The organism is Mesorhizobium sp. WSM4871, from assembly GCF_055811295.1.
In genome coordinates, this window is record NZ_JBVVPU010000020.1 from 36233 (window position 1) to 60971 (window position 24739).

Sequence of the window (24739 nt, forward strand, 5' to 3'; positions counted from 1 at the left end):
CATAATGGCCGTATCAAATTCTGTATCAACAAGGAATTTCGATATGGATGAAGAAACAGATGGCATTCCGCAGAACAGGCCCGCCGCCCGCGATCTCGACGCGACCGACCGAAGGATATTAGGCGTTCTGGTCGACGACGCCACGATCAGCTACGCCGATCTCGGCGACCGCGTCGGCCTGTCTCCACCGGCAGCGCATGAGCGGGTGAAGCGGCTGCGGCGCAGCGGCGCCATCCGCACGACCGCGGCAATCATCGATCCCAAGGCGGTGAAGAAGCCACTGCTCGCCTTCGTGCACATCGACACCAAGGGCTGGGGCAAGACGCCGGAACTGATGGCGATTTCCGAGTACCCGGAAGTCGAGGAGATCCACTCGGTGGCCGGCGACACCTGCATGCTGATCAAGGTCCGCACCGAGGACACAAGGGCGCTCGAAGGGCTGCTGTCGCGCCTCTACGAAACGCCGGGCGTCACCTCGACGCGAAGCTATGTGGTGCTGTCGACCTATCTCGAGCGGCCGGTGCAGCCGGGGATCACGACGCAATGGCCGACGCCCCGGCATATGGCCGAGCCGCTGTATTAGAGACTGATTCATCGCTAATCAGCCGAAGCCCCCAACTTCGTCATCCCCGGGCGAAGCAGGAGCGAAGCTCCGTCGCGAAGACCCTGGGATCCATGCCGTAACTTTGGGCGAAGAGCGCGACGGAGCAGAATTCTGCACTGTCGCAACGCTTTGACGTCACGGCATGGATCCTGGGGTCTGCGCTGCGTCGCTTCGCTCCTTGCTCCGCCCCAGGATGACGAAGCGATGGATGTTTCCGCTAATCGCCAAGGCACGCGCTCCGTCAACGCAAGCGGTCAGTCAAGACTTCTACGTCGAGGAACCAATAGCCGTCTCAGCCAAGCTCCAAAGTCGTTATCGCAAAGACGCCAGACTGCGCTACCTGTGGCGCTTTTCCCCGGTACATTCGAGCCGTTTCGAAGCCCGGCCGCAGGCCCGCCGACGACAGCAAGCTTGCAAAATCCCCGCTGGTCTCGGGAACGTCGAGATGGATATTTCCGGGGCCGGAGAGGCTGGCGAGCGCGGAGAAGAGATGGCTTGCCGCATCCAGCCCATCGGCATACAGCGGGCCGATCTTGCAGCCGTCCCGGCATTGGCGCGCGACGCCATACCCCTCGATCACGCCATCCCTGACGATCGCAAGCGCCATGTGCGGCGGGCGCAGCCAGTGTTCCAGGAACGACCGCCTCGGACCGGGAAAGAACCGGCGATCATAGGCCAACATATCCGGTACGAGTTCCGGCCCTATGGGGCGGATGCCGCTGCCGGTAGCTGCCAGGCCATCGAGAGGCCCTGCGAACCGTATCGTCCGGTAGAGCGGCGCAAAACCCATGCTGCGATAGTTGGCCTGCTGTTCGACGACGCCGTCGAGGCCGATCGTGCGGTCGCCGAGCCGCGCCATGCCGGCGTCCCAGACCGCCTTGCCATGCCCCTCGCCACGCCTGTCCGGGCGACAGATATAGAGGCCGATGAAGCCGAAATCGTCGCCATAAGCGACGGCGGAAATGCCGGCCACCATTTCGCCGTCGACAAAGGCGCCGATGAAACCTTCGGGATCGGCCGCCTGGAAAATCCTGGCATCGCCGAGGCCTGGGTTCCAGCCTTCGGCCGCCGCCCAGTCGACGAGGGTTTCCACTTCGTCAGGTGCTAGCGTGCGGATCGTTCGGAGCATCGGGATCACTCGGCGGCGAGAGTATCGGAGGCAAAATGAGGCCTGGCGCGGATCAATTTGTTCAAACAGGCAGCGCGGCGCCGATCCAGTCCAGACGCGCAGCGGGAACAAGGCCGTAATTGTAGAAGTTGATGCCGTCGACATCGGGCACCAGCGCCGGCTTGACCTTGGCCGCAAGGATGTCGGGGCCCGCCATTTCCGGATAGAATAGCCGGTAGCCGGCGCCGAGGAATTTCTCCGCCCCTAGCGTGGCACGGCCGGCCGCCATCAGGCTTTCGACATCGCCGGCCTGCATGTCGTAGGCGCACAGGATCGCGCCGTCGCAGACCTTGCCGAGCGCCGCCAGATCGCAGCCGCCGAGCCAGCCGTCTTTCAGGTCGATGATGACGACCTTCGTTCCGGGATGGGCCACCTCGCGCAGCTCGGCGACAAGGCTGGTTACCGGCTCGAAGCGCCAGATGAGATAGGCATGGAGTTCCGGCCACGGCAGAAATGCGTCGAGGCCGCTGGCGGGAAAATCGGGAAAGCGCCGTTCGGGCACCGCGCGTTCGCAGGTCTCGACGATCCATTGGCTGACGCGCTTGCGCGCCGCCTCGCCATCGACCCCGGCGCCGGCCGCACGGGCGAGGCAGGACGGGCAGAAACACAGGGACAGCAGAAAGTCGTCTTCCGGCGTCAGCCCAACACCATCCTTCTCATGATGGTATTCATGGGCGAAGCCCATGAAGGACGGGCTTTCGAGCTCGATCCTGTCCGGCCTGTAGCTGTGCGTGACATCGGCGACCAGCGCGCGGACATAGGCGCGCGCATCCGGATGCGACGGACAGAGGTTGTAGTAGTTGGCATCGCCGAAGGCGTTGCGGGTGACGGTCTGCGGATGCAGCATGCCAAGGCGGGTGTTGTGCAGGCAGACCGTCCAGCAGGAAACCCCGAGCCCGCCCGCATCGCGCCTGCGGAGAAGGTCGCCAAGCACGTCGCCACCCTCGGTGATCACGTCCGCTGTTTTGGGCTGGATGGCGAGGCTGGCCCAGCGCGCCGCCGTCGGCTTGAAATAGATGGTGCCATCTTCGGGGAAATAGGCCTTCCGGCGCGGACTGCGCGGCTGCAGGAAGCGGCCGGCATGATAGGAGGTGGCGAGGCTGATCATGTTGAGCCCGGCGCGTTCGACAAGATCGCGTTCGACCGTCTCCAGGCCCAGATCCTGGACATCCCAGGGATAGGTCCACATCGAAAGCTGCATGAAATATCCTCAGTCTTCTGGATTGACGCTGCCGGTCGGTCGTTCCCCGTTCGCGACGCGCATGAGGCTTTCGGCGAATGCAAGGCTTCCCGGCAAGATCGAGCCGTTGTCGCAACCGGGAATCGAGGAAGACTCCTGCCTTGATCGAAGGCGATTTGCAAGAAGCGCGGAAAAATGGCCGGGCTCGAGTGCGGCCCGGCCAAGAAAGAAGGTTTACAACCTTCAGAGGGGAACACCGTTCAGCGGAATGGGAGGAAACCACCGAACGATTTTACCTGTATGAGCTGATTTGAGCACGCTGGCGACGGAAAAAATTCCAAAACCTCAGGCAAAGATGAAATTCCCATCCCCGATTCAAACCGGCGCCGCACCGGTTGCAAGCAAGTCCGAATAGTGGCGGCGGGCCACGTCGGGGTGGGACCGAATGTTCACGACCTACCAGCGAACCGCCGCGGCCGAAGGTTAGAAAGTCTCGACCCATGACCTGATTTCGACTTCTGAACTCCAGGCGCTGCGATGCTGCCGATGGAGGGCAAGATAAGTTTGCGCGATCGCGTCTGGAGACAGCCGGCGGTCCGATTCATCAGCCTGCCCCGGCGGCGCGATCACACCGTCGATGATGAAATGCGCGACATGGATGTTTTTCGGCGCCAATTCGCGGGCCATGGATTGCGCCAGTCCGCGCAGGCCGAACTTTGGCATGGCAAAGCCGGCAGAGCCCGAAAACCCCTTGACGCTCGCGGTGGCGCCGGTGAACAGGATCGAGCCCGAGCCGCGGGAAAGCAGCCGGCGAGCCGCCTGTTGGCCGACCAGGAACCCGCCATAGGCGCCGACCAGCAATGCCTGCCTGACTGCTTCGGGGTCGAGGTCAGCGATCGACCCGCGAGTGCGGCCGCTGGCGTTGAACACCGCAAGCGACAGCGGACCGGCCCTGTCGGCTGCCTCGAACAGGTTTGCGACCGAAGCGGCGTCGGCAACGTCCGTCTCGACCGCCAGCGCGCCGGTCTCATCGGCCAGCGCGGCGAGCTTGCCGACGTTGCGCGCAGCCAGAACCACACGAAAGCCCTCCTTGGCGAGAAGGCGGGCGAGCGAGGCGCTCAGCCCCGCTCCCGCACCCGCGATAACTGCAACGTCGGATGTCATCGAGCTTCTCCATTTTTGGATTCCGGCCAGGCAAGGTCGCTCCTTCCGGCGTGGCAGGCAAGAAAAAGCATTGCTGCGGTCCCTGGCATCAGCCGGCGAACATCACCAGGGCCGCGCATCGTCGACGACTTCCACGGCGCGTGCGGCGAAACGGCCGGCCAGCGGCGCGATATCAGCCGCGTTGGCCGCGGCCGCGCTGCCGGCCTGCGCCCGGTCGGCGATGCCGACGAAGATCACCGCGAAGCGGAACAGCGCGAAAACCAGATGGAACGGCTGCAGCGGCCCGGTGGGCACGGCATGGGCGAAATAATGGTCGAGGAACTCGCGCTGGGCCGGGATGCCGAGCGCTGCATGATCGAGGCCGAGGATGCCGCCATATTCGTCCGGCGCGGAATGCCAGGGCATCGAGCAGAAGCCGAGATCGGCGAGCGGATGGCCGAGCGTCGACAATTCCCAATCGAGAATGCCGATCACCGCAGGCCGCTCGGGATGGAAGAGGAGATTGCCGAGGCGGAAGTCGCCATGCGCGATGGCAACACGGCCATCGTCCGGTGGAAGATTTTTGGGCAGCCATTCTGCCACGGTTTCGAGCGCGGCGATGCGGTCGCTCGGCGATTCCTGCAATTGTTTCGTCCAGCGCGCGATTTGCCGCTCAAAATAGTTTCCCGGCCGGCCGTAGTCGCCGAGCCCGACCTCTTGCGGCTGGATGGCATGCAGTTTGGCCATGGCCTCGGCCATGCCGAAATAGATGCCGCGCCGCTCGTCGCGCGACAGTCCCGGCAATGCGCAATCATGGAAGACGCGGCCGTCGAGGCGTTCCATCAGATAGAAGGGCGTGCCGAGCAATTCGTCGCCGGCGTGGTAGAGCACCGGCCGCGGCACCGGCACATCGGTTGGAGCAAGCGCCTCGATCACCCGGTATTCGCGATCTATGGCGTGGGCGCCGCGCAGGATCGGCCCGCCGGGCTTCTTGCGCAGCACCATGCGATGTACGCCATAGTCGACGAAATAGGTCGGGTTCGACTGGCCGCCGCCGATCCGCTGCAGCGACAGAAGGCCAGCGCCGAAGCGGCTTTTGAGAAAACCCTCCAGCCGCAACGGATCGAAATCCGGCCGCGTCACGGGCTCAGCGCTTTCCGGCATGGCCTGTTTCGCCTGGCTCGACATTCCAGCGCCAGAAGCCTGTGCCCTCCTCGTTGAGGAACCGGTTGAGCACCATCTTGTGGACCTCGTCGGCGCCGTCGACCAGGCGAGCCTGGCGGGCATAGCGATAGATCCATTCGAGCACCGTATCCTTCGAATAGCCGCGCGCGCCATTGATCTGGATCGCCACATCGGCGGCGTCATGCAGGACGTTGGCGACCTGGACCTTGGCCATCGAGACCTCCTTGCGGGCAAAGCCGCCGCGATCGAGCTCCCAGGCCGCCTTCATCACCAGCAGGCGGCCGATCTCGATGCGCATGGCGAGATCGCCGAGCATGAGCTGGATGCTCTCCCGGTCGGCCAGCAGCTTGCCGAAGCCATGGCGCTCGGCGGCATAGGCGCGGGCGATCTCGATACAGCGCTTGGAGAGGCCCAGCCAGCGCATGCAATGGGTGAGCCGCGCCGGGCCGAGCCGGACCTGGGTGACCTTCAGCCCGCTGCCCTCGCCGGCAAGCACATCCTCAACCGGCACCTCCAGCCCGTCGAATTCCAGTTCGCAATGGCCGCCATGCTCTTCGGGACCCATGATTTCGATACGCCGCAGGATTTGCCAGCCCGGCTGGTCCTTGTGGAACAGAAGGGCCGAAAGCCCGCGACGCGGATCGTCCGAGGTGCGCGCGACGATAATGAAATGGCTGGCCTCCCCCGCGCCGGTGATGAACCATTTGCGGCCGCTGACCACATATTTGTCGCCGCGCCGCTCGGCCCTGGTCAGGATCATCGACGGGTCGGAACCACCGCCCGGATGCGGCTCGGTCATCGCAAAGGCCGAACGGACCCGGCCCTCGACGATCGGCTGCAGCCATTTCTGCTTCTGCTCAGCCGTCCCCAACGCTTCCAGCACCATCATGTTGCCGTCATCGGGCGCCGCGGAATTGAACACGACCGGACCAAAGACCGAGCGATTCATCTCCTCGTAGCAGACGGCCATCTCCACCTTGGAAAGACCGGCACCACCGGTCTCGGGCTTCAGTTGCAGGCACCACAGGCCGGCCGCCCGCGCCTTGGCCCGCAGCGTCTCCAGCAACGGCAGCGCGATGTTGCCATGGGCATCGTAGGAGGATCTGTCAGCCTCCAGCGGCAGGATCTCGCGCGCGACAAAGTCGGCGATCTCGGCGCGAAAGGCTTCGGTGCGGGCGGGAATGTCGAAATTCATGAGCACTCACAAGGATGAAACGAGATGGCCGCCATCGACCTCGATGGTCGAGCCGGTAATGTAGCTGCCGGCATCGGATGCGAGCAACAGCAGCGCACCGGCGAGTTCATCCGGCCTGCCCAGCCGGCGCTGCGGAATGCGCCTGATAAGCTGGAGGCCGGCTTCCGAGGTGAAGAAATCGCGGTTGATGTCGGTTTCGATATAGCCGGGGCAAAGCGCATTGACGCGAATTCCATGGCGCGCCCATTCCAGCGCCAGCGCCTTGGTCAACTGGATCACGCCGGCCTTCGAAGCGGCGTAGGCGCTGACATTGCCGGCGACACGATGGCCGAGAATAGAGGCGATGTTGACGATGGCGCCACCGCGGCCCAAGGCCTTCATGCCGCGCGCGACCGCCTGGGCCACGACGAAGCTGCCCTTGAGGTTGGTGTCGACCACATTGTCCCAGCCTGCCTCGTCGAGATCGAGCGCCGGCGAGGTTCCGCTGACGCCGGCATTGTTGATGAGGATGTCGAAAGGCGTGTCCACCTGTGCAAGCGCCGCCGCCACCGAGGCGCTGTCGGCGACGTCCATCTCGACCGCGCCAGCGCTGCCGCCGGCCGCCCGTATTTTTTCGGCGGCTTCGGCAAGCGCCTGCCTTCGGCGCGCGGCCAGCGTGACCGAAACGCCGTGCCGGGCCAGAAGCTCGGCAAAATACAACCCGAGCCCGCCGGAGGCGCCGGTGACCAGCGCGGTCTTGCCTTCAAGGTCCTGGAACATGGCCGTCAGGCCGGCGTCGGCGCATTCTCGCGGATCAGGCCTTGCTTCTTCAGCGCCGCCCAGAATTCGGCCGGAATGGGATGGCCGATAAGGGCGACATTCTGGTCGAGATGCTTCCTGGTGCGGGTGCCCGGTATGTTGGTCGGGATCGACGGATGAGCCAGCACGAACTGAAGTGCCGCGGCCGCGAGCGGCACATTGAACTCGCGGCACACCGCCTCGATCTTGCCGACCCGCTGGAGGATCGGTTCCTCGGCTTCGCTGTAGTTGTAGTGCGCGCCCTTCACCGCGCCGGTGGCGAGGATGCCGCTGTTGAAGCCGCCGCCGAGCACAATGGCGACGTCGCGTTCCTCGCAGAGCGGCAGGAACGTGTCGAGCGCCTCCTGCTCGAGCAGCGTGTAGCGGCCGGCCAGCAGGAAACAGTCGAAATCGCGCTCGCGCAGTGCCGCCTCGCAAACCTGCCATTCATTGCAGCCGACGCCGATGGCCGAAACCACCTTCTCGGACCGCAGCTTTTCCAGCGCCTTGTAGCCGCTGTCCATGGCGGTGCGGAAATGCTGCTTCTGTAGTTCGGGGCCGTGCGAGAAGACATCGATGTCGTGGATGAACAGGATGTCGATGCGCGACACGCCGAGCCGCTGCAGGCTGTCCTCGAAGGAGCGCATGCAGCCGTCATAGCTATAGTCGTGAACGACCTCGAAGGGCGGCATGTCGACCCAGAAGAAGGATTTCATCTCGCCCTTCGGCACCGGAGCGAGCAGGCGCCCGACCTTGGTCGACAGGACATATTCGTCGCGCGGGAAGGCGCGCAGCGCTTCGCCCAGCCGGCGCTCGGACAGGCCATGGCCATACATCGGCGCCGTATCGAAATAGCGCAGCCCGGCATCCCACGCACCTTTGATGACGTCGCGAACGTCCGCTTCCGGGACGGCGCGGAACTGGTTGCCGATCGGCGCCGTGCCGAAACCCATCGTGGTGACTTCGAGGCCGGTGCGGCCGAATTTCTTCTTGTCCGACGCGTTCATGAACAAAACCCTTCCTGTCACTTGATGAAAAGATATTTCGAGCGGTCGATGGTGAGCGAGACCGCCAGGATGATGACGAAGCCCTTGACGATGTCCTGGGTGAAGCTGTTGACCTCGGTGACGTCCATGCCGTTGGTCAGGATAGCAATGACGAGCACGCCAAGAAACGTCCGGTGCGGGCCGCCAATGCCGCCTGACAGGGCCGTGCCGCCCATGACGACGGCGGCGATCGAATTGAGCAGCAGGCTGCTTCCCGCCGTCGGCGTGCCGGCGCCGACCTGGCCGGTCAGCATGACGCCTGCGAGGCCACAGATGGCGCCGGCCAGCACGAAAGCGAGGATCTTGTAAAAGGTGACCGGGACGCCCGCATGCGAGGCGACGATCTCGCCGCCGCCGAGCGCGTAGAGATAGCGGCCAAGCTTGGTGCGGAAGGCGACGACGGTGAGCACGGCGGTGGCGATCAGCGCGAACCAGATGACGTTGGGGATGCCGAGCACGAAGGAGCCGTTGACCAGGTCGGGCAGCAGGCTGTCGGCGAACAGGATCGACTGGCCCTGCGAGATCTGGTTGGCGACGCCGGAGAGGATCGACAGCATGCCGAGCGTGACCAGGAAGGACGGCACCTTAAGCATGGTGACGAGGCTGCCATTGACCAGGCCGACAAGGGCGCCGACGCCGATGCCGACCAATGTCGCGCCGGCGAGGCCGAACTGGTCGACGGTGAGCGCCGCAAGGATGCCGGTCAGCGTCACCAGCGCTCCGACCGAAAGGTCGATCGAGCCGATCAGGATGACCACGGTTCCGGCGAGCGCCACCATCAGCAGCACCGAGGACTGCCGGCCGATGTTGAGCGCATTGGAGGCCGAGAAGAACAGCGGATTGACGTAGGAGAAATAGGCGACCAGCACGACGATCGCGATGATCGGCAACACGATCGTGCGAAGATTGAAGTCACCCTGCTTCTTGGCCACGGTGGCCGGTACTTCTGCCATTTCAACCCCTATAGCATTGCCGAAACCACGTCGACTTCGCGTGGCTTGGCGTCCTTCGGCGTTTCGACGATGGCGGAAACCACGCCATCGCGAAGCACCATGATCCGATTCGAGAGCCCGATCAGCTCGGGCAGATTGTCCGAGACCAGAAGCACGGCCGCGCCCTTGTCGGCGATCTCGCGCATCAGCGAATAGATGTCCTCCTTGGCGCCGACATCGAGGCCGCGGCCCGGGTCGTCGAGGACGAGGATGCGAACGCCGCGCGCCAGCCACTTGGCGAAGACGATCTTCTGCTGATTTCCGCCCGACAGCGTGCGGCAGGCTGCCGACGGCCCCGGGGCGCGCACCTTGAGACGCTGCATCCATTCAACGGTGAGCGCCCGGCTGCGCCTGGGCGAGATCAGGCCGAGAAAACCCAAGGCGATCTGCTTGAGGTTCGGCAGCGTCAGGTTCCAGTCGACCGTGTCGGTGCCGATGATGCCGGCGACGCTGCGCTCGGCGGGCACGAAGCCGATGCCATGGCGTATGGCGTCGCGTCGCGAGCCACGGCGCAGCGTGGCGCCCTCGACGATTACGTCACCCTCGCCCTGCGCTTCGGCGCCGGCGATGATCCTGGCAAGCGTCGACTTGCCGGAACCCAGGACGCCGGCGACGCCGAGGATTTCGCCTTCGCGCAGATCGAGCGAGACGCCGCGCAGATGGCCCGGCTTGCTGATGCCGGTGGCGCGCAGCGCCACGGTGGCGGACGGCTCGCGCTGGACGGCCTCGCGGTAGTATTCGGCGTTGCGCTGGCGGCCGACGATCAGTTCGTGCAGCGCCACCTCGTCGATGCTCTTGATCGGCCGCTGATCGACGACATGGCCATCCTTCAAGGCGACGACCTCGTCGCATATGGCGAAGACATCGGACAGGCGATGCGACACGAGCACGAAGGAGGCGCGCGAGCGCCAGCGGTTGATGCCGTCGAAAAGCTTGGCGGTCTCGTGATCCGAAAGCGCGCTGGTCGGTTCGTCGAGAAGGATGATCGGCTCGACCGGATAGACGCGGCTGAGCGCGAAAGCCTTGGCGATCTCGACAAGCTGGCGCTGGCCGAAGGACAGGGCGCCGGTGAGCGCGGTCGGGCTGACATCGACTTCGAGCTCTTCGAGCACGGCGCGCGCCTCGGCGATCATCGCCTTGCGCCTGAGACCGCCGGCGAAGGTGAATTTGGTCTCGCGTCCGAGAAAGATATTCTCGAAGACGGGGATGGTCGGGATCAGTCCCTGTTCCTGGAAGACGGTGGCGACGCCGTTGCGCGCCGCCTCCGTCGGATGGCCGAAGCGCACCGCCTCGCCATTGATCGATATGGTGCCGGTGTCCGGGCGCACGGTGCCGTTGATGATCGACAGCAGCGTCGATTTCCCGGCGCCGTTCTCGCCGACCAGACCGAGCATCTGGTGGCGGCGCAGCACGAAGCTTACCCCGGTCAGCGCATTGGTGCCGGGGTAAGTCTTGGAGATATCGCGAAGCTCGAGCGCGGGCGCTGCGGCCGGCCGGCCGCCCGGGAGATCCGGACGACCGACCACAGTCAGGGAGGTCACTTGAACGGGCCGCTCTTGTAGTGGTCCGCGTAGAGCTTGGTGACGGCGTCGAACTCGGCCTTCCACTTCGCCGCGTCGCCATAGGCTGCGTTGAGCTTGTCCTGTCCCTCCTGACCCGCCCATTGGGTGGCGGGATCGATCGGGTAGATGTTGTTTTGCGGATCCCAATTGTCGGGATTGAGGGTGCGGCTCATCTTGGCGAAATCGAACGGCAGTTCGGCGCCCTTGTAGACCTTCTCGTCGATCGAGGCGGCCGTCTCGCCGGTCGCGGTGAGCGAGCCGGTGTAGAGCAGGCGCTCCGCAAGCGTGGGTTTCCAGCCGTTCAGCGCGTCAAACAGCATGACCGCGGCAAAGCCGGCCTGGTAGGGCGCGAGCGAGGTGTTGGTGGCGACGAACTGCCCGCCCTTGGCGACCTCCTGCAGGCCTTCCGAGAGACCGTCGATACCGGCGATCTTGACGTTGGTCAGGTTGCGCTCCTTGAGCACCGAGAGCGCGCCCAGCGCCATGGAATCGTTTTGCGCGAAGACCGCCTTCATGTTCGGATAGGCGGTGACCATGCTGAGCATGACCGTGCGCGCCTTTTCGCGGACCCAGTCGCCGCGCAGGCCGCCGACGACCTTGATGCCGGGGAATTCGGCAGCGGCCTTCATCATGCCGGCGGTGCGGGCATCGTCGGTCGGCGTGGCGAGGCCCTTGATGTGGACCACCTCGCCCTCGCCGCCGATCGACTTGAACAATTCCTTGCCGACCTGGTAGCCGGCCTCGACGGAGTTGGCGGTCATGTAGGAGACGAAGTAGTCGCCGACATCGGACGGCGTGAACCAGGCGGGGATTTCCCAGATCGCCGAGTAATAGACGCTGTTTTCCTGGCAGAGCTTGGCGATCATCGGCACCTCGCCGGCGGCGACGACCGTGTTGATCAGCATGTTGACGCCCTGGGTGGGCAGGCCGCGAACCTGGCTGATTTCACGGGCCGCGTCATTGTCGTGATAGAGCTCGACCTGGTCGATCTTCAAGGCCGAGGACGTCGCCTTGAAGCCCTTGATGAAGGCCGCCCAATAGTCGTTGGCGAGCGTCGCCACGCAGGTCGCCGCCTTGCCGGTCGGCGCGGCAAAGGCCTGGTTTACCCGCATGCCCAGCGCCGTGCCCATCGGCAGGCTGATGCCGGCGGCGGCGGCGAGCTGCATGAACACGCGGCGCGACATCGGATCCTGAATTTGCGAGACCGTCCTTACAATATCTTCTTCACGAGACATGCTTTTCACTCCCTTTGGTTATTTCTCGATGTTTCTACAATCGATTGCTTTTTGCGATGCGTTTCCCCTTGCGCCGCATCTCCCTCACCCTTTTCCATCGACAGCCGGCCTATGCGAACGATGCTGCGCCGTCTGCATGTCATCGATCCGGCCCCGAAAACGGGTCGGTCACTGTTATTGCCGGGTTCGTTGATTAACCTGAGACGCCCTCCCCGGCGCCCACATGACAGTTTGCAGTTCCAAGCCTCGGATCAAACCGCAAAATTTATCATTTTGAGACTTCAGCCGGGGCCCTGCCCGATCTCGGCGCAGAGTGCCCGACATGATGTCCGTCGCATTTTTATGAACCGCTATGCAGGCGCTTGTCAATCGATTGCAGAAAATTGCCGCGAGACAGGTAGTCCTCAAGCTCCACTCGCCACAAGACATCCGGCCGCCCTCAGGAAGAAGCGCGAACGATCAGGGAAGGCGTAAACAGCCGGCTTTCGAAACGGTACGACGGGTCGGCGATCAGATTGCGGACGAGCTCGCCGGCATGGCGGCTGACCTCCTCGACCGGATAGTCCACCGTCGAGAGCGGCACGGCCAGTATCCGCGAAAGCTGCGTGTTGTTGAAGCCGACGATCGCGAGATCTTCCGGACAGCGAAGCCCGCGATGGCGCATGGCCTCGATGACGCCAAGCGCCAGCGCATCATTGTGGGCGAAGATCGCCGTCGGCCGCGGGCTGACCGCCAGCAGGGCGTCGAGCGCCCTCTTGCCTGCGGCCGAAGTCGCGGTCTCGGCAAATATGCGCTGCGGCGTTTCGACGATGGATCGCGAGGCGCAGACCTCCGAGAACCCGAGCGCCCGGTTCTTGAAGGTCGCCGACAAAGGCGGCCCCTGGACCTGGCAGACGATCTTGTGTCCCCGCTCGGCAAAGTGCGTGGCCACCATCGCCCCTCCCGCCCGGTCGTCACACAGGGCGGACGGGAAGACAGCGCCGGCAATGGCGCGGATTGCCAGCACCACAGGGACTTCGCGGGCGGCATCCTGCAGGATCGCGGTGTCGGCTTCCGTCGAAGCGAGCGAGATAATGGCGTCGACGCGACGCGACAGGAATGTATGGATCAGGCGGCGTGTGGCGTCGGGCTGATCCAGCGTCTCGGCGATGAGCGGGGTGATCGGAGGCGCATCCGAGCGCGCGTCGAGATGGCGGAAAATGGTGCGAATGACATCGATGAAGGTTTCGTTGCCGAGATCGGATACCAGTATCCCGACCGTATGCGAGCGGCCGCGGCGAAGCGTGGCGGCAGTCAGGTCCGGCCGGTAGCCGGCAGCACCAGCCGCCTGACGGATGCGTTCGCGCGTCGCCGGCGCGACCAGATGAGCCTTGTCGTTGCTGAGCGCGCGCGAGACGGTGGCGCGGTCAACGCCAAGTTTGAGCGCGAGCTCTCGCATGTTCAAGCGCGCCATGGCCTCGCCCGCATCCTCGTTGCGCCGCCCAATCCCATGATCTTGCTGGCAGGCCCGCCGATATTTGGCAAGCGATGGTTCGCCGCCGGCCTTGCCGTGGCGGCTATCGGAATGGCCAAATGGAAGATTGCTCGTCTCTCCATGATCGCTCTCCCCCTGTGCTCGGCCGTCGATTCCCAGCGACCGTTGGTCACATGACAACACTTTTTGCAATCGATTGACAAGATGTTTTCAGGCGCTTACTCATTTGACTACAAACTGGGAGGAAGTCATGAGAACGAAGATTGGTGCCGCCTTTGCGGCGTTGTTTGCCGTGGTGCTGGCATGGGCGCCTGTCATGGCGCAAGAGCCCGACGGCAAGCTCGACGGCGAGGGCAAGGAGATCGTCGTCCTGATGCCCAGCCGCAGCAACGCCTATCTGGCGCAGTGGATCCGCGGCGCCGAGAAGAGTGCGGCGGAGGCGAACTACAAGATCACCATCATCGAGAACAATTTCGACCAGACCGAGCAGGACGCACAGGCCCAGCAGCGCATCGGCTCGCCAAACCAGCCGGCGGCCTATATCTGGTGGCCCGCCGACAATCAGGCTGGTCTGGCGACGCTGCGCCGCCTCAGCCGCACGGGCGTGCCGGTCTTCCAGGTCAATCAGGCGCTGCGGCCTGAAGCCAAGGATCTCGTCGTCGCCTACGCAGGCGTCGACGACTTCTTCAACGGTCAGGTTGCCGGCAAGAACGCCATCGCGGCGCGTGACGCCTATGTCGCGGCCGGCAACAAGCTGGCCAGCGACGGCGGCAATCTGGTCATCCTTAAGTTCATACCGGGATATTCGGCCGGCGACGATCGCGAGGCCGGCTTCGCGGACGCGACCAAGGACAAGCCGTTCAACGTCATCGCTTCGGAATATGCGGGCTTCGACAATGCAAGCGGCTACAAGGCAATGAGCCAGCTCATCCCGAGCATCCGCGGCAAAGGCATCAATTTCGTCTATGGCGCTTCGGACGGACCGGTGACCGGCGCCGTGCAGGCGCTGGAGGAAGTCGGCCTCGTGCCCGGCAAGGACGTCTACCTGATCAGCGCCACCTGCATCGCCGACATCTCGGCAATCCAGTCGGCGAAGGAATTCGCGACCGGCGTGCAGGCCGCCGGCCTCGAAGGCTGGTTCTCGCTCAACGTCGTGGCGCGCTACTTCGAATATGGCAAGCAGGTCAAGGACGGCCAGTACATCGCGCCCGACACGGCGGATGCGCGGCCCGAATTCAACTTCGCGCCAAGCAAGATCAACATCATTCCGAACCCGCAGGTCGTCGTCGGCACCGACAAGGCCAAGGCTGGAGAGATCCTTTCGAAGTTCAAGCTCTGGGGCGAGACCTTCTCGGACCATTGCGTGTATTGATCTGAAGGAGGCGAGCAAGGCAGCCTTCCCGACAAACCAAGTGCTGGCGACTGCTGAATGTCGCCAGCCATGGCCGGTGTTGCGAAATGCTTGAAATCAGTGGTCTGTCCAAATCCTATGGACCGGTGCACGCACTGAGCGACGTGACGTTCAGCGTCGAGCCCGGCAAGGTGACGGCGCTGCTCGGCGAGAACGGCGCCGGCAAGTCGACGCTGGTCAAGATCCTTTCCGGCCTGGTCACGCCGACGGCCGGCGCCATCCGCGTCAACGGCGCGCCGGTCGATTTGTCCAGCCCCGAGCGCGCCAGCCGCTCGGGCGTCGCGGTGGTGCAGCAGGAGATCAGCGTGCTGCCCAATCTGAGCGTGGCGGAAAACTTCATGCTGACGCAGCCTTCCCGCTGGCTGCGGCGCGGGTCGGCCCCTGCCCTGTGCGCGCCATACCTCAACCGGCTGGGGCTCGGACATGTCGATCCGGGCACCGCCGTCGGTGAATTGACGATCGGCGAGCGGCAATTGGTCGAGATCGCCCGCATGCTCTCCCAGGACGCCCGCGTGCTGGTCCTCGACGAGCCGACCGCGGCGCTCGCCGACAGCGATATCGAACTCGTCCACAAGGCCGTGCTTCGCCTGGCAAACGAGGGCAATGTCGTTCTCTACATTACCCATCGGCTGAACGAACTCGACGAGATCTGCGATGCGGCGGTCATTCTTCGCAACGGGCGGCTCGCCGACCAGTTCGAGACGAAGGATGCCAGCTTGACCCGCATCGTCCATGCGATGATCGGACGCGAACTCGATGAGCTTTATCCGGACACGCCGGCTCGGGCAGACAAGGCTCTGCCAGCGCCCGTGGTGCGGCTGAAGGATGTCGTTGCCGGCGGCCTTGCGAGCCCGGTCAGTCTCGATCTACGGCCGGGAGAAATCGTCGCGGTCTGCGGCCAGCTCGGCAGCGGCTTCGTCGAGCCGCTACGCGCCATCGCCGGCGTCAGCCCGCTGTCGGGTGGAGCGATCGAATTCCAGGGCGCCACGGCTTCCAACGCCAAGGCAGAGGCTGTCGCCTATTGCTCGGACGACCGCCAGCTGGATGGTTTCTTTCGCGACCTGCCGGTTTGGGAGAGCATGAGCGCGCCGGGGCTCGCACAGTCCGGCCTGTGGGGCTTGGTGCGGCCATCGCGGCTTCGGCAATCCGTCGATGCGATCGCCGAGCGCATGACCATATTGCCGGCCTATCGCGAGCGACCGGTAAATGCGCTTTCGGGCGGCAATGCACAGAAGGTCTCGATCGGCAAATGGCTGTCGAGCAAGCCGCGCATCCTGCTGCTCGAGGAGCCGACGCGTGGCGTCGATGTCGGCGCCCGTGCGGAAATCTACCGCTTGCTGCGCGCGCTGGCCGATGACGGGCTGGCGATCCTGTTTGCCAGCACCGACCTCGACGAGGTGCTGGGCTTTGGCGAACGCGTTCTGGTCTTCCACGACAACAAGCTGGTGCACCAGGCGCCATCGGCGGAACTGACCCGCGACCAACTGGCGACATGGATCACACATGGCAGTATCGACCGTGAGTGACATGGCCGCAAAGCAGCGCGATGCAACGGCAGAGCACAGCCGGCGCCGCGTCTGGCTGAGGCGGCTTGGCCCCTTCGTGCCGATCGCGGCGCTGGCCATTATCGCGGCGCTGACGGTCGACGGCTTCGGCACCACGCCCAATCTGATCGCCGTCGTGCAGGCTTCCGCCATCACCGGTATCGCGGCGATCGGCACCGCCGCCATCACCATCTCGGGCAAGTTCGTCAGCCTTGCCATCGAGCAGCAGGCGGTGACCGCGGCCTATGTGTTCGCGGCGACGGTGTCGGCGGGCCAGCCCGTTCTCCTGGCTCTCGTGCTGGCCTTTGCCGTGGCCATCATCCTTGGGCTGGTCCAGGGCTATCTGGTGTCGCGCGGGCTGAACCCGATCGTCACCACGCTGGCCTTCGGCTCAGCCCTGTTCGGCAGCGTCGTCATGCTCGCCGATAACAGAACGATCACGCTCAGCCCCAATCCTATCGCATGGCTGGGCGGCGGCACGACTTTCGGCATTCCCAACCAGGCGATCATCTTCGTCGTGCTCCTGGTGCTCGGCTCGCTGTTCCTGTCGCGGACGAAGCTCGGCCGCCAGATGGTGCTGACCGGGGCCAATCCGAAGGCGGCGAACCTGATCGGCGTGCCGACCCGCCGCATCGTCATGATCGCCTTCGTCGCCGCGGCGCTGACGGCGGCGCTTGTCGGCATCCTCGTGGTCGGGCAGGTGTCGCAGGCCAAGAGCGACATGTTCCGCGGCCTGACCATCGATGTCGTCGCTGCCATCCTGGTCGGCGGCATCGCCATCCAGGGCGGCGAAGGCCAGCTCTGGCGCGCTGGCTTCGGCGCGATCGTGCTGACCATGCTTGGCAACATCATGCTCCTGCTCGGCATCGATGCGGGCGTGCGCGACTTGCTGAAGGGATTGCTCGCGGCCGGCGTGCTTCTGTCGATGCGACTGCTCAAGGCGCGCGGCTCATGAGAAACGCCCTCAAGCTCGATACCGGTTTCCAGGTGCGGCTCGCCATCTGCGCGGTGCTGCTGGTCGTCTTCTCCCTCACCATGCCGGGCTTCGCCTCCATCTCGAATGCCGCCTCCATCACCGAGAATATGGGCCTGATCGCGCTGGTCGGCACCGGCATTATGCTGACGATGGTGGTCGGCGAGCTCGATCTTGCCGTTGCTTCTGTCGCCGCCGTGGCGGCAATCATGGCGCTGTCGCTCTCGGAGACCTCGCTGGCGCTCGGCATTACGGCGGCGCTGATCACCGCCGGCCTCTACGGCGCGGCCATCGGCTATATCATCGAAAAGACCGGGGTGAATTCGCTGGTGCTGACGGTTTGCATGCTGATCGCGCTGCGCGGCCTGGCTCTTGTCATGGCGCCGCAGCGCCCGGCCATTCTGCCCGCCGACCTGTTCTGGGCCTCGGATGCGCTGGTCGCCCAGTTCGGGCCGGTGACGCTGCTCGGCCTGATCGGCTTTGCCGTCGTCATCATCGTCGGGCTGCTGATGCGCTACACCAGGCTTGGCCTCTCCATGTATGCGGTCGGCGGCAACCTCGAGCGCGCGCGCGGCTCCGGCGTCACCACCCTGCCGGTCTACATGACGGCGTTCGCGGGATCGGCCATGCTCGGCGCAAGTGCGGGCATTCTCGCTGCGATGCGTTCAGGCTCGGCGTCGGGCATCGGCTTCGACAGCTTCCTGCTTTCGGGGATCACCGTCGCCGTCGTCGGCGGGGTGCCGCTCGAAGGCGGGCGCGGCACCATCCTCAACGTGCTGCTCGGCGCGCTGATCATTCGCCTGATCTCGTCGGCCGTGTCGATCGGCGGCATACCAAATTCGTTCGAGAGCATCGTTGTCGGCGGCATCCTGCTTGCCATGCTGCTGCTCGATTACTGGCTGCGCCAGCGTGGACGCAAACTGCAACCGGCGCGGGTCTGAGCCCGTGCCGCAGGATTTCAAAAAGAGGAGATTTCGGGATGAGTGAGAACAACAGAGGCGGCGCCGTCGTCACGGGCGCCGCGCGAGGCATCGGCAGGGAAATCGCGACCGCGTTGCTGAAGGACGGTTACGGCGTGGTCATCGCCGACATCGATCCGGCCGTCGGCGAGCAGACCGTCAAGGAATTGTCGAAGGATCATGCCGGCCGCGTCGTCTTTAGCAGGGTCGACGTCACCAAGCGCGACGAGGTCAAGGCGGCGGTCGCCGCCTGCTGCAAGGAATTCGGCGGCATCAACGTCATGATCAACAATGCCGGCTTCAACAAGCCGGAGCCCTTCCTCGAGGCCAGCGAAAAGACCTGGCATGCGATCATGGACGTCAACGCGCTTGGCGTGCTGATCGGCATCCAGGAGGCCGCCAAGGCGATGATCGAGCGCGGGATCAAGGGCAAGATCATCAACACCGCTTCCATCGCCGGCCGCACCGGCTTTGCCGACTTCGCCCCCTACTCCGCCAGCAAGGCCGTCGTCATCAGCCTGACGCAGGCCGGCGCGCGGGCGCTCGCCGGCAAGGGCATCACGGTCAATGCGTTCGGTCCGGGCGTCGTCGATACGCCGCTCTGGGAGAAGCTCGACGCCGACCTGCTGGCGATGGGCGCAAGCAAGGCGCCCGGCGAAGCGATGAATTCGCTGGCCAGCCAGATCCTGCTCGGCCGGGTCGCCAAGCCGTCCGATGTCGTCGGCACGGTGCGCTTCCTGTGGTCGCCGCAATCCGACTACATGACCGGTCAGGTGCTGCTGATCGACGGCGGGATGATCCTGCAATGAGCGCGAAGACAGGAGTTTTGACCGGTGCCGCCGGTGGCATCGGACGGGCGACGGCCGAACGGCTCGCCGCCGACGGATGGTCGCTGGTGCTCGTCGACCAGTTCGACAATGTGGCCGAGGTCGCCAAGGGGATAACAACCAAGGACGGGCAGAAGGTGATCGGCGTCGCCGCCGACATCACCAACCCCGACCAGTATGGCGCCATCGACGCCGCGATCGCCTCTATCGGCGCGCCGCTGAAGTTCCTCGGCCTGGTGGCCGGCGTGCTGCAGCAGGTCGGCTCGATCGAGACGCTCGACATTGCCGAGTGGGACCGCGTCTTCAACGTCAACCTGCGCGCCAATGTGTTCCTGATGAAGCATTTCATTCCCGCGCTACGCGCGGCAAAAGGCGCTTCGATCGTCACGGTTTCGAGCTGGTACGGCAAAAGCGGCCATGGCTTTTTCGGCGCCTATTGCGCTTCCAAGGCCGGCGTCATCTCGCTGACCCATACGGCGGCGGCGGAGCTCGCGGCCGACAACATAAGGGTCAACTCCGTGGCGCCCGGCAATGTCGCGACCTCCATGCATCTCGATGCATTGCGCGAGGAGGCCGAGAAGCGCAGCGTGACCTTCGAGGAGATGAAGAAGACGGAGTGGGACAAGATCCCTCTCGGTCGCGCCGCCTACCCGTCGGAGATCGCCTCGGCGATCAGTTTCCTGGCCGGACCGGACGGCTCGTACCTGACCGGCGCCACCATCGACGTCAATGGCGGCTGCCTGTTCACATGAGCCTCTTTTCATGAGCGTGGCGCGTCGGGAAAGTACGGTTTCGGCTACGGTGTCTCCCATGCTGGAGACCACCGAGCTTGAAACCTGTTTTCTCGACATGTGGCGCATCCGCCGCTTCGAGGAGCGGGCGGCGGAGCTGTTCAAGTCGGGCGCCATCAAGGGCACTGCGCATTCCTGCGTCGGCCAGGAAGCGATCGCGGTCGGCGCCTGCGCGGTGCTCGACGATGACGACTACATCGTCTCGCACCATCGCGGCCATGGCCACTGCATCGCCAAGGGCGCCGACACCGGCAAGATGATGGCCGAGCTGTTCGGTCGCATCACCGGCTATGGCCATGGGCTCGGCGGGTCCATGCATATCGCGGCACTCGACCGCGGCATTCTCGGCGCCAACGGCATTGTCGGCGCCGGGCTCGGCATCGGCACGGGCGCGGCACTGTCGGCAACGATCCGCGACACCAGACAGGTCTGCGTCGCCTTCTTCGGCGATGGCGCCGCCAATGAAGGGATCTTCCACGAATCCCTGAATCTCGCAGCACTTTGGAAGCTGCCGGTCATCTTCGTCTGCGAGAACAATGGCTACGGGCTTTCGCTGGGGGTCGAGCAGGCTTCCGCCGTGCCAAGGATTTCCACCCGCGCAACCGCCTATGGCATGCCAGGCGAGACCATCGACGGCAACGACGCCGTCATCGTGCGGGATGCCGTCGGCATCGCCGTGCAACGGGCGCGCGCCGGCGAAGGCCCGAGCCTCATCGAAGCGATGACCTATCGTTCCGGCGATCATTCGATGCGCACCAATTTGCCGCGCTACCGTCCCGAGGCCGAGGAAGAAGAATGGCGCCGGCGCGACCCGATCCTGAAGATGACGGCGCTGCTCAGGCAGCGGCAGGTGGACCAGAAGCGCATCGATGCCATCGCCGCCAAGGCCGACGCCGAGATCGAACAGGCTATCGCCGCTGCCGGGCAGGCGCCGGAACCGGCGATGGACATCCTCTTTCCGGCCGTCATGGCGCCGTCCTTGGCCGCCTCACCCGAACCGGAAGGCGGCTCACGCCAGCTCGGCTATGTCGAGGCGGTGCGCGAAGCCATGCACCAGGAGATGGCGCGCGACGATAGCGTCATCGTGCTCGGCGAGGATGTCGGCCGGATCGGCGGCCTGTTCCAGTGCACGGCAGGCCTGCAGCAGGCGTTCGGGACCGAGCGTGTGCGGGACACTCCGATTTCGGAGAATGTGATCGCCAATGCCGCGGTCGGGGCGGCACTGACCGGCTTGCGGCCGATCGTGGAGGTGCAGTTCTTCGACTTCATCACCCACATGATGGACGCGGTCGTCAACCAGGCGGCGAAGCTGCGTTTCATGCTGGGCGGCGAGGCGCGCATTCCGCTGGTGATCCGGGGGCCGCAGGGCGGCGGCATCCGCCTCGGCGCCCAGCATTCGCAGTCGCTGGAGACCTGGTTCGCGCATATCCCCGGGCTGGTGGTGCTGGCGCCCTCCAATCCCTACGATGCCAAGGGCCTGCTCACGGCGGCGATCCGCGACGACAATCCAGTCGTCTTCATCGAGCACAAGCTGCTTTATCAGCAGAGCCGCGGCCCGGTGCCGGAGGCGCCCTATGCCTTGCCGATCGGAAAGGCGGCCATCCGCCGGCCGGGCAAGGACGTGACCATCGTCGCGACGATGGCGATGGTGGACGTCGCGCTTTCGGCGGCACGCGAACTGGCGCGCGACGGCATCGAGGCCGAGGTGATCGATCCGCGCAGCCTGCGGCCATTGGACAGCGAGACGATCCTTGCCTCGGTGCGCAAGACCAACCGTTGCGTCGTCGCCCATGAAGGCTGGACCACGCATGGCTTCGGCGCCGAGATCTCGGCGCTGATCATGGAGAACGCCTTCGACTGGCTCGACGCGCCGGTGGCGCGCGTCGGGATGGCCGATGTGCCGATGCCCTACAATTCCGCACTGGAACGCGAACTCATCCCCAATGCGGCGCGGATCGCCGAGGCGGCGCGCACCGTCTGCTACCGGAGCTGACGGGATATGCCGCGCGCGAAAATTTCAACCCCAAATGCAATCGATTGACTAGCAGAGGAAATCTTATGACCAAACGAGTGGACGTCGAATTCAAGTCCGAAGGCACGACCGTGCGGGGCTGGCTGTATCTGGCCAACGCATCGAAGCCGGCGCCAACCGTGGTGCTGGCCGGCGGCTGGTGCTATGTGCGCGAGATCGTCATGCCGACATACGCCCAGGCATTCGCCGATGCGGGCATCAACGCGCTGATCTTCGACTATCGCAACCTGGGCGTCAGCGATGGCGACAACCGCCAGCACCTGGATCCCTGGCAGCAGATCCGCGACTACCAGAACGCCATCAGCTTCCTCGAGCGTCACGACAATGTCGATCCCGACCGCATCGGCGTCTGGGGTATTTCCTACTCGGGTGGCCACGCTCTCATCCTCGCCGCCATCGACCCGCGCGTAAAAACCATCGTCAGCCAGATTCCGGTGATCGACGGGTACGAGAACATGCGCCGCGCGCATGGAACTATGGAATACCGGGCGCTCTGGGATCTCGTGCTGAAAGACCGCAAGCTTCGCTACGAAAAGCCCGGCGAGCAGCTCTATCTGCCGCATGCCACCGAAAACTCGGCCGAGGAGGTCTCGGCCTGGCCGTTCCCGGAAACCGTGCGCACCTTCATGGCCATCAAGGCCTCGGAAGCGCCGCTTTACGAGAACCGCAGCACGGTGGAGTCGGTCGACCTGTTGATGAATTACGATGTCGGGCCATTCGTGAAGCGCATCTACAACACGCCGACGCTGATGATCGTGGCCGAGGGCGACGATCTGACGTTATGGGATCTCGAAATCGGCGCCTTCAACCAGATTCCGTCGACGAAGAAGAAGCTGGAAGTGCTGCCGCACACCTCGCATATGACGCTCTATTCGGACCAGTCCAAGGTGAAGGTGGCGGCGACGATGGCGCGTGACTGGTTCGTCGAGACGCTAAAACCTTAGAGACATCAGGAGCATGCAGGTAGAGCCACATCTTTCGCGCCGGCCGGCGAATTTCCATCCGCTCACCCCTGCGGATTTCCTGGCGCGGGCCGTGGCAGTCCATCCGGACCGCCCGGCAATCGCCTGGAACGATCGGCGCTGGACCTACCGGCAATTCGGCGGCATCGCGGCGCGGCTTGCCGCCTGGCTCGGAAGGCAGGAGATCGGGGCTGGCGACGTGGTCAGCTTCATGTGCTCCAACCGGCCGGAGATGCTGGCCGCCCATTATGCTGTGCCTTCCATCGGCGCGGTGCTCAACAGCATCAACACCCGGCTCGACGCCGACACCGTCGCCTACATACTCGACCATTCCGGCAGCCGCCTCATTGTGGCGGACCCTGGAAGCATCGACATTGCACGGCAAGCCGGGCGCCTCGGCAACACGCGCGTCGTGCTGTTGGCGGAAAGTGAAGACAGCGGCGAGGACAGGCTCGATCTCCTGGCCGGTGATCCCGCAGAAGACCGCTTCGAAATATCAGGCGTTGCCGATGAATGGCAGCCGATCTGCCTCAACTACACGTCAGGCACGACCGGAAGGCCCAAGGGCGTCGTCTACCACCACCGGGGCGCCTATCTCAATGCGCTGGGCAATGTCATGGCGCTCGGCTTCGATCGCGACACGGTCTATCTCTGGACCTTGCCGATGTTCCATTGCAACGGCTGGTGCCACACCTGGGCGGTGACGGCCGCGGGCGGCCTGCATGTCTGCCTCGACCGGATCGATCCGGATCTGGTGTTCGGCGCCCTCACGACCCACGCTGTGACGCATTTCTCCTGCGCGCCGGTGGTGCTCTACATGCTGCTCAACCATCCCGGGCGCCCTGCCGGCGCCCTGGAAAAGCGCGTCACGGTGGCGACCGGCGGCGCGTCGCCAACCAGCACCTTGATCGAACAGCTCGATGCGCTGGGCGTCGACCTCGTCCATCTCTACGGCCTCACCGAATCCTACGGTCCGGCGACGCTATGCGAACTGCCCGGCCGCCTGGCCACGGCAAGCGCTGGAGAAAAAGCCGCATTCCTGGCGCGCCAGGGCGTGCGGCATATCACGGCAAGCCAAGTCCGGGTCGCCGACGAGCAAGGAATGCCGGTGGCGGCCGACGGCAAGACCATGGGCGAGATCCAGCTTTCCGGCAACACGCTGATGGCCGGCTACTATCGCGACGCGGCGGCGAGCGAGAGCGCGTTTTCGGGCGGCTGGTTCCACACCGGCGACCTCGCCATCGTCCACCCGGACGGCGCCATCGAGATCAAGGACCGGTTGAAAGACATCATCATCTCGGGCGGCGAGAACGTCTCCAGCCTGGAGATCGAGAATGTGCTGCACCAGCATCCCGCCATTCTGCTGGCCGCGGTCGTTGCCATGCCGGACGAGAAATGGGGCGAGGTGCCATGCGCCTTCATCGAGACCAAGGCCGGCAAGGAGGTCGGGACGCAAGAGCTGGTCGCATTCTGCCGTTCCAGATTGGCCGGCTATAAAATCCCGAAACGCTTCGTCTTCCGCGAATTGCCGAAGACGGCGACCGGCAAGATCCAGAAATTCGTGCTACGCGAAGCCGCGCGCTGACTTGAGCTTCGCGAGCGTGATCGTCCGTTGGAAGCGAACGGAGCGGTCGTTGACGAGTCGTGGGTTCGCACCTATATTCTGACCATATGGTCAT

At 64.6% G+C, this 24739-nt stretch carries 21 protein-coding genes; 10 read left to right on the forward strand and 11 right to left on the reverse strand.

What is annotated here, in order from left to right; translation table 11 throughout:
* Window positions 1-43 precede the first annotated feature (43 nt).
* Complete coding sequence (locus tag AC0L2H_RS29820; RefSeq protein WP_473593409.1) at window positions 44-583, forward strand: Lrp/AsnC family transcriptional regulator; 540 nt, start codon at window positions 44-46, stop codon at window positions 581-583.
* Window positions 584-896: 313 nt separating this feature from the next.
* Here AC0L2H_RS29820 and AC0L2H_RS29825 read toward each other — a convergent pair whose 3' ends face one another.
* The 11 genes from AC0L2H_RS29825 to AC0L2H_RS29875 form a co-directional block, all read right to left on the reverse strand.
* Window positions 897-1733 carry a GNAT family N-acetyltransferase gene (locus tag AC0L2H_RS29825; protein WP_473593410.1) on the reverse strand — a complete coding sequence of 279 codons (837 nt, stop codon included), beginning with the start codon at window positions 1731-1733 and terminating at the stop codon, window positions 897-899.
* A gap of 61 nt (window positions 1734-1794) precedes the next feature.
* Complete coding sequence (locus AC0L2H_RS29830) at window positions 1795-2973, reverse strand: hypothetical protein (RefSeq protein ID WP_473593411.1); 1179 nt, start codon at window positions 2971-2973, stop codon at window positions 1795-1797.
* Between the two features lie 462 nt (window positions 2974-3435).
* Window positions 3436-4116, reverse strand: a complete 681-nt coding sequence (locus AC0L2H_RS29835) for an SDR family NAD(P)-dependent oxidoreductase (RefSeq protein WP_473593412.1) — start codon at window positions 4114-4116, stop codon at window positions 3436-3438.
* 102 nt (window positions 4117-4218) lie between these two features.
* A complete protein-coding gene (locus AC0L2H_RS29840) occupies window positions 4219-5259 on the reverse strand; it encodes a phosphotransferase family protein (RefSeq protein ID WP_473593413.1) in 1041 nt (346 codons plus the stop codon).
* Entirely contained in the window at window positions 5243-6475 is a 1233-nt protein-coding gene (locus tag AC0L2H_RS29845; protein ID WP_473593414.1) for an acyl-CoA dehydrogenase family protein, read from the reverse strand. Before AC0L2H_RS29845 ends, AC0L2H_RS29840 begins: the two co-directional genes overlap by 17 nt.
* Window positions 6476-6481: 6 nt before the next feature.
* Complete coding sequence (locus tag AC0L2H_RS29850; RefSeq protein ID WP_473593415.1) at window positions 6482-7234, reverse strand: SDR family NAD(P)-dependent oxidoreductase; 753 nt, start codon at window positions 7232-7234, stop codon at window positions 6482-6484.
* Window positions 7235-7239: 5 nt separating this feature from the next.
* Window positions 7240-8259, reverse strand: a complete 1020-nt coding sequence (locus AC0L2H_RS29855) for an aldo/keto reductase (RefSeq protein ID WP_473593416.1) — start codon at window positions 8257-8259, stop codon at window positions 7240-7242.
* A gap of 17 nt (window positions 8260-8276) precedes the next feature.
* Complete coding sequence (locus AC0L2H_RS29860; protein ID WP_097573132.1) at window positions 8277-9251, reverse strand: ABC transporter permease; 975 nt, start codon at window positions 9249-9251, stop codon at window positions 8277-8279.
* A gap of 8 nt (window positions 9252-9259) precedes the next feature.
* Window positions 9260-10831, reverse strand: coding sequence for a sugar ABC transporter ATP-binding protein (locus AC0L2H_RS29865; RefSeq protein ID WP_473593417.1), 1572 nt, complete (start codon window positions 10829-10831; stop codon window positions 9260-9262).
* Complete coding sequence (locus tag AC0L2H_RS29870; protein ID WP_473593418.1) at window positions 10828-12087, reverse strand: sugar ABC transporter substrate-binding protein; 1260 nt, start codon at window positions 12085-12087, stop codon at window positions 10828-10830. The genes AC0L2H_RS29865 and AC0L2H_RS29870 overlap by 4 nt, the downstream gene beginning before the upstream one ends.
* Before the next feature lie 439 nt (window positions 12088-12526).
* On the reverse strand, window positions 12527-13540 hold the full coding sequence (locus tag AC0L2H_RS29875; RefSeq protein ID WP_107648726.1) for a LacI family DNA-binding transcriptional regulator: 1014 nt from the start codon (window positions 13538-13540) through the stop codon (window positions 12527-12529).
* Between the two features lie 271 nt (window positions 13541-13811).
* Here AC0L2H_RS29875 and AC0L2H_RS29880 point away from each other — a divergent pair, with 271 nt between their 5' ends.
* From AC0L2H_RS29880 to AC0L2H_RS29920, 9 genes are all read left to right on the forward strand, one after another.
* On the forward strand, window positions 13812-14933 hold the full coding sequence (locus AC0L2H_RS29880) for a sugar ABC transporter substrate-binding protein (protein WP_473593419.1): 1122 nt from the start codon (window positions 13812-13814) through the stop codon (window positions 14931-14933).
* Window positions 14934-15019: 86 nt separating this feature from the next.
* A complete protein-coding gene (locus AC0L2H_RS29885; protein ID WP_473593420.1) occupies window positions 15020-16498 on the forward strand; it encodes a sugar ABC transporter ATP-binding protein in 1479 nt (492 codons plus the stop codon).
* Window positions 16476-17471, forward strand: a complete 996-nt coding sequence (locus AC0L2H_RS29890; RefSeq protein WP_107648723.1) for an ABC transporter permease — start codon at window positions 16476-16478, stop codon at window positions 17469-17471. Before AC0L2H_RS29885 ends, AC0L2H_RS29890 begins: the two co-directional genes overlap by 23 nt.
* Window positions 17468-18430: an ABC transporter permease gene (locus tag AC0L2H_RS29895; RefSeq protein WP_473593421.1), complete on the forward strand. Its 963-nt coding sequence runs from the start codon at window positions 17468-17470 to the stop codon at window positions 18428-18430. Before AC0L2H_RS29890 ends, AC0L2H_RS29895 begins: the two co-directional genes overlap by 4 nt.
* A gap of 38 nt (window positions 18431-18468) precedes the next feature.
* Window positions 18469-19257 carry an SDR family NAD(P)-dependent oxidoreductase gene (locus AC0L2H_RS29900; RefSeq protein WP_473593422.1) on the forward strand — a complete coding sequence of 263 codons (789 nt, stop codon included), beginning with the start codon at window positions 18469-18471 and terminating at the stop codon, window positions 19255-19257.
* Window positions 19254-20027 (forward strand): SDR family NAD(P)-dependent oxidoreductase, encoded by a 774-nt coding sequence (locus AC0L2H_RS29905; protein WP_473593423.1) that lies wholly within the window; start codon window positions 19254-19256, stop codon window positions 20025-20027. Before AC0L2H_RS29900 ends, AC0L2H_RS29905 begins: the two co-directional genes overlap by 4 nt.
* Window positions 20028-20085: 58 nt before the next feature.
* Window positions 20086-22059 (forward strand): alpha-ketoacid dehydrogenase subunit alpha/beta, encoded by a 1974-nt coding sequence (locus tag AC0L2H_RS29910; RefSeq protein WP_473593424.1) that lies wholly within the window; start codon window positions 20086-20088, stop codon window positions 22057-22059.
* Between the two features lie 65 nt (window positions 22060-22124).
* Complete coding sequence (locus AC0L2H_RS29915; RefSeq protein ID WP_473593425.1) at window positions 22125-23042, forward strand: alpha/beta hydrolase; 918 nt, start codon at window positions 22125-22127, stop codon at window positions 23040-23042.
* 13 nt (window positions 23043-23055) lie between these two features.
* Complete coding sequence (locus tag AC0L2H_RS29920; protein WP_473593426.1) at window positions 23056-24645, forward strand: AMP-binding protein; 1590 nt, start codon at window positions 23056-23058, stop codon at window positions 24643-24645.
* The last annotated feature ends 94 nt before the right edge of the window (window positions 24646-24739 follow it).

Coding starts and splice junctions, on each gene's coding strand:
- AC0L2H_RS29820 (WP_473593409.1), top strand. CDS start 44: ATGGATGAAGAAACAGATGGCATTCCGCAGAACAGGCCCGCCGCCCGC.
- AC0L2H_RS29825 (WP_473593410.1), bottom strand. CDS start 1,733: ATGCTCCGAACGATCCGCACGCTAGCACCTGACGAAGTGGAAACCCTC.
- AC0L2H_RS29830 (WP_473593411.1), bottom strand. CDS start 2,973: ATGCAGCTTTCGATGTGGACCTATCCCTGGGATGTCCAGGATCTGGGC.
- AC0L2H_RS29835 (WP_473593412.1), bottom strand. CDS start 4,116: ATGACATCCGACGTTGCAGTTATCGCGGGTGCGGGAGCGGGGCTGAGC.
- AC0L2H_RS29840 (WP_473593413.1), bottom strand. CDS start 5,259: ATGCCGGAAAGCGCTGAGCCCGTGACGCGGCCGGATTTCGATCCGTTG.
- AC0L2H_RS29845 (WP_473593414.1), bottom strand. CDS start 6,475: ATGAATTTCGACATTCCCGCCCGCACCGAAGCCTTTCGCGCCGAGATC.
- AC0L2H_RS29850 (WP_473593415.1), bottom strand. CDS start 7,234: ATGTTCCAGGACCTTGAAGGCAAGACCGCGCTGGTCACCGGCGCCTCC.
- AC0L2H_RS29855 (WP_473593416.1), bottom strand. CDS start 8,259: ATGAACGCGTCGGACAAGAAGAAATTCGGCCGCACCGGCCTCGAAGTC.
- AC0L2H_RS29860 (WP_097573132.1), bottom strand. CDS start 9,251: ATGGCAGAAGTACCGGCCACCGTGGCCAAGAAGCAGGGTGACTTCAAT.
- AC0L2H_RS29870 (WP_473593418.1), bottom strand. CDS start 12,087: ATGTCTCGTGAAGAAGATATTGTAAGGACGGTCTCGCAAATTCAGGAT.
- AC0L2H_RS29875 (WP_107648726.1), bottom strand. CDS start 13,540: ATGGCGCGCTTGAACATGCGAGAGCTCGCGCTCAAACTTGGCGTTGAC.
- AC0L2H_RS29880 (WP_473593419.1), top strand. CDS start 13,812: ATGAGAACGAAGATTGGTGCCGCCTTTGCGGCGTTGTTTGCCGTGGTG.
- AC0L2H_RS29885 (WP_473593420.1), top strand. CDS start 15,020: ATGCTTGAAATCAGTGGTCTGTCCAAATCCTATGGACCGGTGCACGCA.
- AC0L2H_RS29890 (WP_107648723.1), top strand. CDS start 16,476: ATGGCAGTATCGACCGTGAGTGACATGGCCGCAAAGCAGCGCGATGCA.
- AC0L2H_RS29895 (WP_473593421.1), top strand. CDS start 17,468: ATGAGAAACGCCCTCAAGCTCGATACCGGTTTCCAGGTGCGGCTCGCC.
- AC0L2H_RS29900 (WP_473593422.1), top strand. CDS start 18,469: ATGAGTGAGAACAACAGAGGCGGCGCCGTCGTCACGGGCGCCGCGCGA.
- AC0L2H_RS29905 (WP_473593423.1), top strand. CDS start 19,254: ATGAGCGCGAAGACAGGAGTTTTGACCGGTGCCGCCGGTGGCATCGGA.
- AC0L2H_RS29910 (WP_473593424.1), top strand. CDS start 20,086: ATGCTGGAGACCACCGAGCTTGAAACCTGTTTTCTCGACATGTGGCGC.
- AC0L2H_RS29915 (WP_473593425.1), top strand. CDS start 22,125: ATGACCAAACGAGTGGACGTCGAATTCAAGTCCGAAGGCACGACCGTG.
- AC0L2H_RS29920 (WP_473593426.1), top strand. CDS start 23,056: ATGCAGGTAGAGCCACATCTTTCGCGCCGGCCGGCGAATTTCCATCCG.